At 47.2% G+C, this 14,552-nt stretch carries 17 protein-coding genes; 13 read left to right on the top strand and 4 right to left on the bottom strand.

The annotated features are described in order from the left end of the window. Positions 1 to 243 precede the first annotated feature (243 nt). From J6600_RS17180 to J6600_RS17170, 3 genes are all read left to right on the top strand, one after another. Complete coding sequence (locus J6600_RS17180) at positions 244 to 810, top strand: isochorismatase family protein (RefSeq protein ID WP_012118644.1); 567 nt, start codon at positions 244 to 246, stop codon at positions 808 to 810. Further along, entirely contained in the window at positions 807 to 2,171 is a 1,365-nt protein-coding gene (locus J6600_RS17175) for an MFS transporter (protein ID WP_014419079.1), read from the top strand. The genes J6600_RS17180 and J6600_RS17175 overlap by 4 nt, the downstream gene beginning before the upstream one ends. A 163-nt stretch (positions 2,172 to 2,334) precedes the next feature. After that, the gene (locus J6600_RS17170) at positions 2,335 to 3,789 is read left to right on the top strand and encodes an NCS1 family nucleobase:cation symporter-1 (RefSeq protein ID WP_048367736.1); all 1,455 of its coding nucleotides are present in this window, start codon (positions 2,335 to 2,337) and stop codon (positions 3,787 to 3,789) included. Positions 3,790 to 3,824: 35 nt separating this feature from the next. On the opposite strand, the gene J6600_RS17165 is transcribed toward J6600_RS17170, so the two are convergent. Further along, positions 3,825 to 5,021: an MFS transporter gene (locus J6600_RS17165; RefSeq protein ID WP_014419077.1), complete on the bottom strand. Its 1,197-nt coding sequence runs from the start codon at positions 5,019 to 5,021 to the stop codon at positions 3,825 to 3,827. 24 nt (positions 5,022 to 5,045) lie between these two features. Then, the gene (locus J6600_RS17160) at positions 5,046 to 5,459 is read right to left on the bottom strand and encodes a MarR family winged helix-turn-helix transcriptional regulator (protein ID WP_007407562.1); all 414 of its coding nucleotides are present in this window, start codon (positions 5,457 to 5,459) and stop codon (positions 5,046 to 5,048) included. Positions 5,460 to 5,790: 331 nt separating this feature from the next. Here J6600_RS17160 and spoIIID point away from each other — a divergent pair, with 331 nt between their 5' ends. The 4 genes from spoIIID to J6600_RS17140 all read left to right on the top strand — a co-directional run bounded on the left by spoIIID (position 5,791) and on the right by J6600_RS17140 (position 9,057). Then, the gene (gene spoIIID, locus J6600_RS17155; protein ID WP_003151236.1) at positions 5,791 to 6,072 is read left to right on the top strand and encodes a sporulation transcriptional regulator SpoIIID; all 282 of its coding nucleotides are present in this window, start codon (positions 5,791 to 5,793) and stop codon (positions 6,070 to 6,072) included. 180 nt (positions 6,073 to 6,252) lie between these two features. Beyond that, positions 6,253 to 7,254 carry a cell shape-determining protein Mbl gene (gene mbl / locus J6600_RS17150; RefSeq protein ID WP_003151237.1) on the top strand — a complete coding sequence of 334 codons (1,002 nt, stop codon included), beginning with the start codon at positions 6,253 to 6,255 and terminating at the stop codon, positions 7,252 to 7,254. A gap of 159 nt (positions 7,255 to 7,413) precedes the next feature. Further along, on the top strand, positions 7,414 to 8,211 hold the full coding sequence (locus J6600_RS17145; RefSeq protein ID WP_007614310.1) for a flagellar hook-basal body complex protein FlhO: 798 nt from the start codon (positions 7,414 to 7,416) through the stop codon (positions 8,209 to 8,211). Between the two features lie 24 nt (positions 8,212 to 8,235). After that, the gene (locus J6600_RS17140) at positions 8,236 to 9,057 is read left to right on the top strand and encodes a flagellar hook-basal body protein (protein WP_095271313.1); all 822 of its coding nucleotides are present in this window, start codon (positions 8,236 to 8,238) and stop codon (positions 9,055 to 9,057) included. 17 nt (positions 9,058 to 9,074) lie between these two features. Here the strand turns inward: J6600_RS17140 and J6600_RS17135 are convergent, their stop codons facing one another. After that, positions 9,075 to 10,139 carry a tetratricopeptide repeat protein gene (locus J6600_RS17135; protein WP_029325723.1) on the bottom strand — a complete coding sequence of 355 codons (1,065 nt, stop codon included), beginning with the start codon at positions 10,137 to 10,139 and terminating at the stop codon, positions 9,075 to 9,077. A 195-nt stretch (positions 10,140 to 10,334) separates the two neighbouring features. Here J6600_RS17135 and fabZ point away from each other — a divergent pair, with 195 nt between their 5' ends. Both fabZ and mscL read left to right on the top strand, forming a co-directional pair. Then, positions 10,335 to 10,760: a 3-hydroxyacyl-ACP dehydratase FabZ gene (gene fabZ, locus J6600_RS17130; RefSeq protein WP_003151242.1), complete on the top strand. Its 426-nt coding sequence runs from the start codon at positions 10,335 to 10,337 to the stop codon at positions 10,758 to 10,760. A 56-nt stretch (positions 10,761 to 10,816) separates the two neighbouring features. Then, positions 10,817 to 11,212: a large conductance mechanosensitive channel protein MscL gene (mscL, locus tag J6600_RS17125; RefSeq protein ID WP_014419073.1), complete on the top strand. Its 396-nt coding sequence runs from the start codon at positions 10,817 to 10,819 to the stop codon at positions 11,210 to 11,212. Positions 11,213 to 11,257: 45 nt separating this feature from the next. Here the strand turns inward: mscL and J6600_RS17120 are convergent, their stop codons facing one another. Then, the gene (locus J6600_RS17120) at positions 11,258 to 11,668 is read right to left on the bottom strand and encodes a YwpF-like family protein (protein ID WP_007407558.1); all 411 of its coding nucleotides are present in this window, start codon (positions 11,666 to 11,668) and stop codon (positions 11,258 to 11,260) included. Between the two features lie 172 nt (positions 11,669 to 11,840). Between J6600_RS17120 and J6600_RS17115 the strand changes: the two genes are divergently transcribed. The 4 genes from J6600_RS17115 (at position 11,841) to J6600_RS17100 (ending at position 14,478) form a co-directional block, all read left to right on the top strand. Continuing rightward, entirely contained in the window at positions 11,841 to 12,194 is a 354-nt protein-coding gene (locus J6600_RS17115; protein WP_003151247.1) for a hypothetical protein, read from the top strand. A 97-nt stretch (positions 12,195 to 12,291) separates the two neighbouring features. After that, the gene (locus J6600_RS17110) at positions 12,292 to 12,633 is read left to right on the top strand and encodes a single-stranded DNA-binding protein (RefSeq protein ID WP_003151249.1); all 342 of its coding nucleotides are present in this window, start codon (positions 12,292 to 12,294) and stop codon (positions 12,631 to 12,633) included. A gap of 208 nt (positions 12,634 to 12,841) precedes the next feature. Then, positions 12,842 to 13,624 (top strand): transcriptional regulator GlcR, encoded by a 783-nt coding sequence (locus J6600_RS17105; RefSeq protein WP_003151250.1) that lies wholly within the window; start codon positions 12,842 to 12,844, stop codon positions 13,622 to 13,624. Continuing rightward, positions 13,621 to 14,478 (top strand): Cof-type HAD-IIB family hydrolase, encoded by an 858-nt coding sequence (locus tag J6600_RS17100; RefSeq protein ID WP_014419072.1) that lies wholly within the window; start codon positions 13,621 to 13,623, stop codon positions 14,476 to 14,478. Before J6600_RS17105 ends, J6600_RS17100 begins: the two co-directional genes overlap by 4 nt. The last annotated feature ends 74 nt before the right edge of the window (positions 14,479 to 14,552 follow it).

The following is a 14,552-nucleotide window of genomic DNA, read 5'->3' as shown; positions in this document are numbered from 1 at the left end:
CTCCGTCTCATTCAGAATGTAATTGTGATTAATTCATTATTATAGAGAAAAAAGAATGATAAAACATTTTCGTGTAAGGTTATCTAACATGGTTTTTTGCGTTCATAATGTTGCTTTTTCATATTGGTGTCGTGCGACTTTATATCCATAAAAAGAGCGCCGGAGCATGGCGGAAGAAATCCTGTCCGGGAAAGAGTAAAATAAACGGGGTGAGAAACACTAACTGCATCAGGAGGAATTATTATGACAACATCATTAAATCTGCAATTTGAAAAAACGGCTTTGGTCCTTATTGATTTACAAAAAGGCATTGTGCCGATTGATAAAAGCGGTACCGTTGTGCCGAACGCGAAAAAATTAATTGATGTGTTCCGGGAAAAAGGCGGATTTATCAGCTTTGTGAACGTGGATTTTCATGACGGAGCGGATGCGCTGAAGCCGCTGACGGATGAAGAGGCGGCGGGCCATTCGGCTCCGCCGGCGGATTGGGCTGAATTTGTGCCTGACATCGGAGTGAAAGAAAACGATTATACGGTAACAAAACGGCAGTGGGGCGCGTTTTTCGGCACGGACCTGGACCTTCAGCTCAGAAGACGGGGAATCGACACGATCGTGTTATGCGGGATTGCGACAAACATCGGTGTGGAAAGCACGGCGCGGGAAGCTTTTCAGCTCGGGTATCAGCAAGTTTTCGTAACTGACGCGATGGCGACATTCAGCGATGAACAGCACGAAGCGACACTCAAGTTTATCTTCCCGAAAATCGGCAGAAGCCGGACGACGGAAGAATTTATCGCACAGACAAAATGACAATCTCCAAAAAAAGCCGCGTCCTGTTCTTGACGGCCGTGGCTTCGGGGACGATGCTGAACCCATTGAACTCGTCGATGATTTCTCTTGCGCTTCACAGTATTCAGCATGAATTTCACCTGTCGTTTACAACGGTGTCCTGGCTGATATCGTCCTTTTATCTTGCCAGCGCAGTGGCGCAGCCTGTTACCGGGAAGCTCGGTGATATGCTCGGCAGGAAGAAGCTGTTTTTGATCGGGCTTCTGCTTGTTGCCGTCTCGGCGGTCGGCGCGCCGTTTGCGCCGACTTTCATGACTTTGCTGATCATGCGGCTTTTTCAATCGATCGGTAGCAGCGCGATATATCCGTCCGGCGTCGGATTGATCCGTTCAAATATACGGGAGAAGCAGGCTTCGGCGCTGGCCGTCCTGTCAATCTTTGCATCAGCCATGACGGCGCTCGGTCCGACTCTCGGCGGTTTTCTGATCGTTTGGGGAGGGTGGCCGGCAATCTTTTTCGTCAATCTGCCGTTTATCATTCTCAGCTTTTTTCTCGGAATGTATATGTTTCCGAAAGATGAAAAACGCGAGATCGGCGGCTTGAAAGGCGTGCTCCGCCAGCTTGATACGATCGGGATACTCCTGTTTGCCGGGGCGATTATCCTTCTCCTGTCGTTTTTATTGTCCTTCAGTACGAAGCCTCATTATACAGAAGGTGTATTCGGGCTTTTGTTTGTCGGGCTGTTTATCTGGCGCGAGCTGAAAACAGAGAAGCCGTTTATTGATGTCAGGCTGTTTAAAACGCATCGGAAACTATCGTCGGTGTATATTCAATTTATTTTGCTGAATATATTCTTTTACTGCATCTTTTTCGGGCTTCCGAGCTATTTTCAGGATGAAATGCATTTGTCCGTTCAGACAAGCGGATTGATTATGCTGTTTATGTCGGGCATGAGTATTCTGGTGTCGCCTCTGACCGGAAAATGGATAGATAAGAAAGGGCTTCTTCAGCCGATTGTTGCCGGAACCTGCCTGACCGCGATCGGGGCGGTGCTGTTAACGTTTTTCTTTCTTCAGGCGCCTATGATAGGAAAAGGGCTGATCCTGTCCGTGCTGGGTGTCGGCTACGGCTTCGGAAATGTCACGTTTCAGGCGGCCATGCTGAAAACGAGCCCCGCCGACATGGTCGGAACAACGTCCGGCCTGTTTCAGACCTGCCGGTATCTCGGTTCGATTTTGTCTTCTGTCATTTTGGGCATTCTTTTCGGAAAAGAAATTACCGCCGGCCATTTTCATATGCTCGGCACGATTCTTATCGTTGTCGGCGCTGTAAGCCTTTTGATGGCATTCCGGTTTTCGGTTCTCCTCAAAAAAGCCTCTTAACAGGCGCAACAAAAAGAGACGGGCTCTCCCCGTCTCTTTTTTTGTGTAATGTGCTCAAAAATCAAAACGATTATTGTCGACAGCGACCAATGTTATTTACGGAATTTTCAGTTATATTTTTTCACATGTGATGTAAGGAAAACGTACATGCGGGAGGGAGAAAATGAAAAAAACAACGAGTGATCGGCTAAGCAACAAAGATTTACTGCCTTTAGAAGACGGCGAACGGACATGGAAAGCGGTGAATTTTGCATCCATCTGGATGGGCTGTATTCATAATATCCCGACCTATGCGACTGTGGGCGGGCTCATTGCGATCGGTCTTTCTCCGTGGCAGGTGCTCGCCATTATCGTGACGGCGTCACTCATTTTGTTCGCCGCTTTGGCCTTGAACGGCCATGCCGGAACGAAATACGGACTGCCTTTTCCGGTCATTATCAGGGCTTCTTACGGAATATACGGGGCTAACATTCCGGCGCTTCTCAGGGCGTTTACAGCCATCATGTGGCTCGGAATTCAAACATTTGCCGGAAGCACGGCTTTGCACATTCTGCTTTTGAACATATGGCCGGGCTGGGGGAGTCTCGGCGGAGATTGGAATATATTCGGGCTTCATCTGCCGGGTTTTCTGTCGTTCATTTTCTTTTGGGGCATTCATCTGCTTGTGCTACGGCACGGCATGGAATCAATCAAAAAATTTGAAGTGTGGGCGGGTCCGCTTGTTTATCTCGTCTTCGGCGGCATGGTCTGGTGGGCGATAGATATTGCCGGCGGGCTCGGACCGATTTACTCACAGCCGGGAAAGTTCCATACATTTTCTGAAACGTTTTGGCCGTTTGCCGCCGGAGTGACGGGTATTATCGGAATATGGGCGACGCTGATTCTGAATATCCCTGACTTCACCCGGTTCGCCGCGTCGCAAAAAGAACAGATTCGCGGCCAGTTTTACGGCCTGCCGGGAACGTTTGCGCTGTTCGCGTTTGCGAGCATTACAGTGACATCCGGATCACAGGTAGCATTCGGAGAACCGATTTGGGATGTGGTGGAGATTTTGGCCCGGTTTGATAATCCTTTTGTTATCGCTCTTTCGGTCATCACACTTTGCATCGCCGCCGTCTCGGTTAACGTGGCGGCAAACATCGTGTCACCGGCCTATGACTTGGCGAATGTCCTGCCGAAGTATATTACATTCAGGAGGGGAGGGTATTTGACCGCCGTTTTGGCTCTGTTCACAATACCGTGGAAGCTGATGGAGAGCGCCACGAATGTTTATGCGTTTCTGGGGCTCATCGGCGGGATGCTCGGACCGGTGGCCGGGGTGATGATGGCTGATTATTTTATCATCAGAAAAAGGCAGCTCTCAGTTGAAGACCTTTATTCGGAAACCGGACAGTACACTTATTACAAAGGCTATAATTACCGGGCCTTTGCCGCGACTTTTCTCGGCGCGTTTATTTCTTTAATCGGGATGTACGTCCCGGCGTTCGCCGGCATCTATGATATTTCCTGGTTTGCGGGTGTCATTTTGTCGTGTCTCGGTTATACGGCGCTTATGTATATTCATCCTCCTTATGCAAAAGCGGAGGGACGAATCGTGCGGGAAAGAGCGGCCGAATAAAAAAAGCCGGGGGCTGCCCCCGGCTTTTTGTCATATCAGTCTGCGATTGAAACGTTTCCGTCCGCTTCAAGCGGCGTTCTTTTTTTCTGGCTCCAGCCATACAGGAGTAAAGCAATCAGGACGAACAGCCCCGCTGCCAGATAAATCGAATGGAATCCGGCCGAAGCGACGAAGAGGCCGAATACATATGACCCGCCGGCAATCCCGCTGTCAAAGAAAGTGAAGAAGGTAGCCGTCGCAAAGCCTGAACGGTGTCCGGGCGAGTTCTGAATCGCCAGCGTCTGCATACACGGTACGATCGAGCCGTATCCGAGACCGATTACGGCTCCGGACAAGAGAAGCATGAGGGCGCTGTTTGTCATCGCCAGCATGCAAAGCCCCGCGGAGAACACGATAATCGACGGATAGATGACGATTCCCGGCCCCACTCTGTCAAACAGCTTTCCTGTGAAAGGACGGGCGGCCATCATCGTCACTGCGAAACAGACGAAGAAATAGCCGCTGACATCCAACAGGTGGATCGTCTTTGCATAAACGGATAAATATGAAGTCACACTTGAATAACAGAAAGAAATGGACAACCCGACAATCGCGATTTTAAGCGCGCCTTTTTCAAACATGTCGGAGAAAGAAAAACGGAAGACTGTCGTTCCGCTGTTGTTTTGATCCGGCACACGAATCATAAAAGCAATCAGCAAGCCTAAAGAAACAAATACGGCAAAAATCGTAAAGAAAACCGGGAACGAAATGACTTTCACAAGGCTCAGCCCGAGAAACGGACCGATCGCCATGGCAAGGTTCATAGACATCGCGAAATAACCGAGCCCCTCGCCGCGCCGCTTGGCGGGAATAATGTCAGCGGCAATTGCGCCCGTGACCGTCGTTAAAATGCTGAACCAGATGCCTTGGAAAAAACGCAGTCCGAGCAGCAGATAGAAATTGTGTATCGGCAAATACAGATAAGAAGACAGGGCGAACAGCGCCAGAGATACAATCGTCATTCTTTTCTTGCCGAACCGTTCAATAATCGCCCCTGAAAAAGGACGGGTGATAATAGCAGATAACAGGAACAGGCTGATCAAAAGCCCTCCTTGCGATTCACTGCCGCCAAGCTCCTGAATCATATAGATAGGCAGCACGGCCAAAAATGTATAAAAGAACACAAAGACAAATAAATTCACGAGTACGACCATAATAAAATCTTTGGTCCAGATCGAGTCAGATTTACTCAAAAGTACAGCACTTCCCTTTCTTTTCTATTTCGTTAAAAACACATTCAGAAACTCAGAAAAAGCTTCCTTATCTCCATCCTGGAAATCCGCAAGCATGTCTTCCTCGAACTTCAGCATCTCTTGATTGATGCTGTCGTATTTCAATTCAGCTTCCTTCGTCAGGACGACGAGCTTTTCCCGCTTGTCTTCTCCCTGTTCCCGCTGAATCCAGCCGTTTTCTTCAAGGCGTTTGATCGTTCTGGTAACGGTCGGCGCCTCTACGTTCAGATAGGACCAGATTTCTTTTTGGGTCATCGGTCCGATCGTTTTTAAGCAATATAGGATTGACCATTGAGAGGAGTACAGGCCGAATGGTTCCAGCCGTTCATTGGCTTTCTTCGTAATCAGGCGGGCGCATTGATTGATTTGATGAATGAGGCGTCTGTTGACGTGGATCATTTCCGTTCTCCTTTTCAAAAAACTTACCTAAGTAACTAATTGTGCTGTTTCATTCTACAGCAGGATCGCGCGGATGTAAACCCCCCGTTCAAAAAGCAGAAAATTATGACCCGCCCCTTGTCCTTATTGAGTTTTTAGCATATTCCCAATTCATTGCTAATACACTGTTACAAACCTATCAAAGAGAGTGTTTGAGGTGAGGGATCGTGGGCATATTTCTAAAACCTTCTTATATAATCGGACAACGAAGAAGCTGCATCATCAGTGAATCTGTTACAGAATACGGATCTCATTTCACACTTCTCACATCCAACTGGGGAGGTCGAGTGGTGTGCACGATTACATCAAAGAGCGAACAATCAAGATTGGTAAGTATATCGTGGAGACGAAAAAAACCGTTCGTGTCATTGCGAAAGAGTTTGGTGTTTCCAAAAGTACCGTACACAAAGATCTGACGGAGCGCCTGCCTGAAATTAATCCTGACTTGGCGAATGAAGTAAAAGAAATACTCGATTATCATAAATCCATCAGACATTTAAGAGGGGGAGAGGCGACGAAATTAAAGTACAAGAAGGATGAAATTCTTGAAGGGGAGCCCGTTCAGCAGCCGTAGCGCCTGACGTCTGCCGGGCCCTTTTTTCTCCTCCCGGGCGGTTTCGCGAATATCCGCAAAATTTTGTCAAGAACTTATATCGTTCAGCAGCTTTTTTTTGATAAATTATGATAATATATATAATTAGGGCACAATGTGGATATTTTACTGTGAAACAGATATCAAGGAGGATATAAATAGATGTTTGCAAGGGATATTGGAATTGACCTCGGTACTGCAAATGTACTGATCCATGTAAAAGGAAAAGGAATTGTTCTGAATGAGCCTTCCGTTGTGGCACTTGATAAAAACAGCGGCAAAGTGCTGGCTGTCGGTGAAGAAGCCAGACGAATGGTTGGACGTACACCTGGGAATATTGTTGCGATCCGTCCGCTGAAAGACGGCGTAATCGCAGACTTCGAAGTAACAGAAGCCATGCTGAAACATTTCATTAATAAGCTGAATGTAAAAGGACTTTTCTCAAAACCGCGCATGCTGATCTGCTGCCCGACGAATATTACATCCGTTGAGCAAAAAGCGATTAAAGAAGCAGCTGAAAAAAGCGGCGGAAAGCATGTGTACCTTGAAGAAGAACCGAAAGTTGCCGCTATCGGCGCGGGTATGGAAATCTTCCAGCCGAGCGGTAACATGGTTGTTGACATCGGAGGCGGTACGACAGATATCGCAGTTATTTCTATGGGCGATATTGTCACCTCCTCTTCTATTAAGATGGCTGGGGACAAGTTTGACATGGAAATCTTAAATTATATCAAACGCGAGTATAAGCTGCTGATCGGTGAACGTACCGCTGAAGATATTAAGGTGAAGGTCGCAACGGTTTTCCCAGACGCACGTCATGAAGAAATCACCATCCGCGGCCGTGACATGGTTTCCGGTCTGCCGAGAACGATTACAGTAAACAGCAAAGAAGTAGAAGAAGCCCTTCGTGAATCAGTTGCCGTCATTGTGCAGGCCGCCAAGCAGGTTCTTGAAAGAACACCGCCTGAATTGTCCGCTGACATCATCGACCGCGGCGTTATCATTACCGGCGGGGGAGCGCTGTTAAACGGGCTTGACCAGCTTCTTGCCGAAGAGCTGAGGGTGCCTGTTCTTGTCGCTGAGAACCCGATGGATTGTGTTGCGGTCGGAACCGGCGTCATGCTGGATAACATGGACAAGCTTCCAAAACGCAAACTGAGCTGATGATAAAACCTCATTCTGAAAAAGAATGGGGTTTTTTTCTGCCAAACCCTTCACGAACGGGAATGTAAATCCGATAATAAGAAAAAATGCTGATTTTCATTATAGAACAAATGTTCCGGTGAGGCAACTGGAAATAATGCTATTTCAGAGGTGGAAGACTTGTTAAAAGGATTATATACCGCAACGTCCGCAATGATTACACAGCAGAGAAGAACGGAAATGCTGTCAAATAACATCGCAAACGCGAATACATCAGGGTACAAAGAGGATCAAGGTTCAATCCGCGCCTTTCCCGAGATGCTTCTGAGCCGAATAGAAGGCGATAAAAAAACGAAAATCGGCTCCGTCAACACAGGCGTATACATGCAGGAGCTGAAACCGTTGTTTACGCAGGGAAGCCTGAAAACGACCGATCAGCCGACGGATATCGCGCTGATGGAGAATCAGGTTCCCAAGAATGCCGAAACGAATGAAAACGCCGAGCTGTTTTATCCCGTGCAGACCGCGGGCGGCGTCCGCTATTCAAAAAGCAGCACTTTCTCATTAAATGAAAACAATCAGCTTACGATAAACGGAAACCTTGTGTTATCAACAAACGGACAGCCGATTACAGTCGACAATGAAAAATTCACCGTATCAGAAAACGGAACGGTCACGACAAACGGCCGGCCGGCGGGGCAGATTGATATCAGAATGGAAGAAGACGTGCGCAATCTGAAACGGGACGGCAATGACCTATACAGCACGGCCGACGGCTCTGAACTGCCGAGCGCGGCGGCGAATCCCCAAGTCTCGTATTCATTAAAGCAAGGCGTCTCGGAGCTTTCGAACGTGGACGTGACGAGCACGTATACAGAAATGACGGAAGCATACAGATCATTTGAAGCCAATCAGAAAGTCATTCAGGCTTACGATAAAAGCATGGATAAAGCCGCAAATGAAATCGGCAAAGTGTAACAAAATGGGGGACGTTCAATTATGATGCTCAGATCAATGCTGACGGCTTCAACAGCCTTAAATCAGCTTCAGCAGCAGATGGATACAGTCAGCAGCAACCTTTCAAACAGTGATACGACAGGCTATAAAGCGAGGGACTCCCGCTTTTCCGAGCTGATCAGACAGCAGTATGACCATATAGATGACAAAAAGGAAAATTCGCCGAACATGCGGAAAACGCCGCCCGGCCTGCGTCTCGGCGCCGGAACGGTCATGACCCCGCAGCTGGACTCAGGGCAGGGAAGCATCAAAAAAACCGACCGTGACCTTGATATCGCGTTCACATCACCTTATCAATATCTTCAGGCAGAAGCGGACGGACGGCGGGTGTATACAAGGGACGGCTCACTTTCCCTCAAGCCGGCCGGCGGAAATGACCGGCTGCTTCAGCTGATGACAGCGGGAGGCAATCCCATTCTCGATGAGAACGGTCAGCCCATACAAATTGACAGTTCGCTGACTCAGCTGAAAATCAGCAAAACCGGAACGCTGACTGCTTCAGACCAGGCGGGAACCCGTTCGCAGACGTTTAATCTCGGCATCGTCAATGTCAATAATCCGCAGGCGCTTCATGCGGAAGGGGATAATCTGTTTTCCGTAAACGGCGCGGGAGCTTCAGCGATTGAAGAGCTTACCGGCGCAAACCGGCAGGCAATCGGCATGGAGCAGGGCGCGCTTGAAAGTTCAAATGTCGATATGTCAAAAGAAATGACCGACTTAATCGTGTCTCAGCGTTCCTATCAGCTGAACAGCCGCACGATTACATTGGGAGACCAAATGCTGGGCTTAATCAACTCAGTCAGATAAAAGAAGGGGCGTTTTGATCAGCCGCGCATGATAAAAAATGCGGCTTTCTCAAAATCGCCCTTTTTTTTGTAGTAATCAGTAATATCCTGAAGCAGCACTTCCAAATCCACCCACGCTTCAATTTTCTGCAGCTCCAGCACAAGCTTCTGCAATCGGTCGTACGGGTCCTCCTGAGCGGTGTACAGTATGTTGAGCGCGGTCAGCTTCAATTTCATAATCTTGTTCTGCACTTTTTCAGATATGTATAAACCTTTCTGCAGCACGGTTTGTCCTTCGGCGGCAGAACCGGTTTTAAAAAGTGCTCTGACCGCTTCGTATACACAATGAAGGTAGGAAACGGGAGACTCTTTCTCGAAACGCTGATTGCCCAATACCTTTTTGTAAAAAGGGAGGGCCTCTTTATCTTTTTTCTGGGCGGTCTTTAAAAAACCAAAATTATAATAGGCGTGGCACAGCAGGTTATTGTCATTGATCCGGTCCGTTATCTTTATGGATTCATTAAAGAGCTGTTCTGCGTCGTCATAGCGTGCCTCGTCTATATAATTCACGGCGAGAAGCAGCCGGCAGCTGAGCGTTTTTTTGATGTAGCCGGCTTCATCTTGATAGATTTCCAGCGCTTTATTGACATATTGAATGGAGAGCGCAGGCGACTTCATCATGTAATATGCACCCGCTGTTTTATAATAAAATTCAGCGGCTTCGAAACGGTCCTGAATGGCCGGCAGGTACTGTTCAGCTTCTTTAAAGCGGCAGACAGCACGGTTCGGAGCGCCATTCACCATATGGAATAACCCTTTGAAAAAATAGAAATAATAAGTCAATTCATGATCCATCTCATCTTTGCGCCGCTTCAGCTCGCAGAACAGCTTATTCAGACCGTCTTTTTTTTCAAACAGCAGCTGAAACCGTGCGAAAAACAGCTGATATCTGAGTTTGAGCTTTGCATTCTTTTGTAATTTGGGGAGATGCTGATTGATTTGTTCGTGAAGGGAACGGGCTAGATCGAATTGGCGTTTTCCCATGGCGTCATACCACTCATTCAGCATCACCCGCGTACGTTTTTCAGTAAACTTAGCAATCATCTTCCAACCTCTTTGCATAGGGTAAAAATCTTTATTTATCATAACACATTAATGGACGAGGCTCATTGCCAGCTGGTTACAGTTTACAGCGCGGTTGAAAAAGAAATTGATTCATAATATACTTCCAAATGTACAGATTGGTTGCCACATATACCTTCTATACATACTATTGTCGATGAAGGAGATGTCAAGAGAATGCTTGATACTCAGCAAATTAAAGAAATTATTCCCCATCGCTATCCGTTTCTTCTGGTAGACAGAATTACGGAAGTCGAAGAAGGAAAACGGGCGGCGGGATATAAAAATGTGACGGCGAATGAAGATTTTTTCAACGGCCATTTTCCTGAATACCCTGTTATGCCGGGCGTATTAATCGTAGAGGCTTTGGCGCAGGTCGGAGCGGTTGCGATGCTGATTAAAGAAGAAAACCGGGGCAGACTTGCATTTTTTGCGGGGATTGATAACTGCCGTTTCAAAAAGCAGGTAAAACCGGGTGACAAGCTGGAGCTTGAGGTTGATATTACCCGCGCGCGCGGTACGATCGGACGCGGCAAAGGCGTTGCCAAAGTTGACGGCGAGCTCGTGTGTGAAGCTGAATTAACTTTTGCGCTCGGAGAATAAAAACAAACAAATGGGCTTATAAAAAAGCCCATTTTGTATAGAAAGGGGTGAATCTAATGTGGTCAGAATTTAAAAGCTTTGCGATGCGGGGCAATATCATGGATCTGGCAATCGGTGTCGTCATCGGCGGCGCTTTCGGCAAAATCGTGACGTCGCTCGTTGAAGATATCATCATGCCGCTTGTCGGCCTGCTTCTTGGCGGTCTTGACTTTTCAGGGCTGGCCGTGACATTCGGCGAGGCTCATATCAAGTACGGAAGCTTCATTCAAACGATTGTGAACTTCTTCATTATTTCATTTTCTATTTTTATCGTCATCCGCACAATTGGCAAGCTGAGACGTAAAAAAGAAGCAGAAGAAGAGGCTGAAGAAGCCGAGGAAACAGATCAGCAGACAGAACTGCTGACTGAAATCAGAGATCTGCTGAAACAGCGGGCTCCTCACAATGACTAAGGCACAAAAAAAGGCTGGATGATTAACGTCCGGCCTTTTTCATGATTATAATTTTTGTTTGAACGCTTCAATCAGCCGGCTGCCCGAGTAGCCTTCTTTCACAAGCGACTCCAGAATGCTTTCTGATCCGGGGTGGTTTCTTGACACCATTTGACCGTAAATTAAAACTTGTATACTTCTTTCCAGCTCGACGATATTTTTGATGCTTCCCGTCAGCTGGGCGGGACGGTTGCTTTTTTTCGTAATCGTTACAAACACCTTCGCTTCTTTCTGGCTTTTCATCAGCATGTCAAAAAAAGAAAAGTGTTCGGCCGGGACCAGTGCTTCAATTAACCAGTGATTTTCTCCGTCCTCTTTGTTGATAATCAATCCGTCTAAAAGGGGAAACTGCTCAATCGGCTGATCGTCTTTATCTAAACGTTCCACATTCAGATCAACCAGTTTAAAGGTTTTCATCTCTTATTTTCACCCCTGTTGTCCATGTTTTTCGTTCATTTATTATAACACATATCATTTTTCCCGGGAAAATGCTGTAAGACATGCTTCATCATTTTTGTAGGCGGTCAACATTTAATCATTTCTATTTTTTCATTATAATGTAAAAGAATATGGTCATGGAGAGATGCTTATGAATCAATTGCGCCTGAAGGAAATCTATATAGAAGACGGTTCAAGGCGAAAAGACGATCATTCCTACTTGGTATGCAAAAAGGAAGATTGTGAGGTGCATCTTAACAGAAGGGGAAATGTCGTCTTTTTATATGAAACAAAAGACCGCATGGAACAGTATAAAATTCAGCTTTCACTGACTGATAAAAAGCTGAGTTTTTACTGGTTCGCATGGGACGGCGGAAAGTTTGTCCGCATGTTTGAGAAAGACTGGCTCAAAACGAAACTTTTCTCGCGGCTGCTCAAAAATACATATTACATAAGCGGTCAAAAACAAAAGTTTTTTTTATCAGAAAGAAAAACGAAAACATAAGAGCAGCCTAAACGGATAACGGCTTTTTCCGCTTTTTGCTTTCACGAGCCCTTGTACTACAATGAAGCCAGCCTCGAAAAAGAGAGGAGGATACGGCTTGTTTAACCACGTTATGCTTGTCGGCCGGCTGACGAAAGATCCGGAGCTCCGTTTTACATCAGCGGGCATTCCCGTCGCGCATATTACGCTGGCGGTAAACCGCAATTTTAAAAGCGCGTCGGGTGAAACCGGAACCGACTTCGTCAACTGCACCATCTGGAGAAAAAACGCTGAAAACACGGCATTGTACTGCCAAAAAGGGTCAATGGTCGGTGTAAGCGGCAGAATCCAGACGAGAAGCTATGAAAAGACAGACGGCGTAAAAGTTTATGTGACCGAAGTCATGGCTGATACCGTTCGGTTTATGGATCAAAAACGGAAAGAGCCGCTGGCTGAATAGCATGCTTTTTTCCTCGATTTCCCGCCATTCAGCGGGCCCCGCAATACCTCCTTCCCACTCGCCAGTCGAAAGACTGGTTTTTTTGTGCGGGAGCTAAAAAATGGTTAAAAAGAAGTGATTTCGCTTATGAATACTTAAAAACATTGAATATATCGGGATAAAAACTTATAATTACTTACAGATAAGTGACGAAAAAGGGAATGAGGACGTGTATCAAGAAGAAAGACTGATTGCGATAATGGAATATTTGAAACAGCATCGGCGGATTACCGCTGAACAGATATGTTCGCTGCTTCATATTTCAAGAGATACCGCAAGAAGGGACCTTGTAAAGCTGAAAGAGCGCGGGGCCATTATCAGAACACGGGGCGGCGCGATTCTGCCGTCGGTGAATCAGGAAGTTCCGGGCTATTCGGGCCGGCTGAAAACCGTTTCTGAAGAGAAAAACAAAATCGGCAAGCTGGCCGCATCCCTGATCCATAAAGGAGACCGGATCATCCTGGACACTTCGACAACCGTGCAGGCCTGCGCGGAGCATTTAAATGTCACCGGCTGCACTGTTATTACAAATTCGATCAATCAGGCCGATATCCTTTCCGCAAAAGAGGGAATTGATATTCACCTGCTCGGCGGAAAGCTCCAGAAGGAACACCGGTTTTTATACGGGGCTTCCGTCGTAGAAAAACTGGGGGATTATCACGCCGATAAGGTGCTGATCGGCGTTGTCGGCATCTCGGAAAACGGCCTGACGATACCTCATGAAGAAGACGGCATGGTAAAGCGTAAAATGATCCGACAGGCGGAACAGGTGATTGCGCTGAGCGATCACTCCAAGCTTGGCCGTACGAGTTTTTATCAGTATGCAGACTTGCACGAGGTTGACCTGCTGATTACCGATCGGCTGCCTGATCAGGATTTTTGCGATCTGCTCGACCGGCACGGCGTAGAATTGCTTGTAACTGAATCTGAAGAAGAGGATGAGGACATGTGAAACTGATTGCCATAGATCTGGACGGCACACTGCTGAACAGCAGTCATCAAGTAAGCGATGAAAATGAGCGGGCTTTAAGGGAAGCCCGGCAAGCGGGAATTGAAATCGTGGTTTCCACGGGACGCGCGCATTTTGACGTGCACTCCATATTCGAACCGCTCGGCATAAAAACGTGGGTCATCAGCGCAAACGGAGCCGCCATTCATGCTCCTGACGGCAGCCTGTACCACTGTGATGCGATTGAAGAAACAAGAGCCCGCGGGATTTTATCCTGGCTTGAAGAGAATCAATATTACTATGAGGTGTTTACAAACAAAGCCATCTATACGCCTGAAACCGGCAGGCAGCTGCTCGATATCGAAATGGACCGGGTGAAAAGCGCCAATCCGGAAACCGATCTTTCCGTTTTGGAACAGGCGGCTTCAGTGCAATACAGCCAGTCCGGCTTTGCTTACATTCATTCATACCGTGAGCTCTTTGAGAAAGAAGAGCATCTGGATTTTTATAATATTCTCGGATTTTCGTTTGATGAGCGGAAGCTGAAAGCGGGCTGGGACCGATTCAGCGGTCAGAAAGATCTCACCCTTGTCAGCTCTGCCGACCACAACTTCGAACTGGCGTCTCGAAACGCCTCTAAAGGGCAGGCGCTCAAACGGCTGGCGCAAAAGCTCGGCATTCCGATGGCTGAAACCGCCGCGGTCGGTGACAGCTTAAATGACTATTCAATGCTTCAGGCGGCCGGAAAAGGCATAGCGATGGGGAATGCGAGAGAAGATATTAAAGAGATCGCTGATGCCGTTACATTGACAAATGATCAAAACGGCGTTGCGCATATGATCAGGAATTTACTGTGAAAGGTATGGCGATACTGTTCATGACTGGCGTGACGCATTCATGGCAAATGCGGCGTAACAGTAAGGACGACATA

Source organism: Bacillus sp. LJBV19 (assembly GCF_017797845.1).
In the GTDB taxonomy this organism is placed as follows: Bacteria; Bacillota; Bacilli; order Bacillales; family Bacillaceae; genus Bacillus; species Bacillus velezensis.
This window is presented reverse-complemented; position numbering and strand designations above follow the sequence as displayed.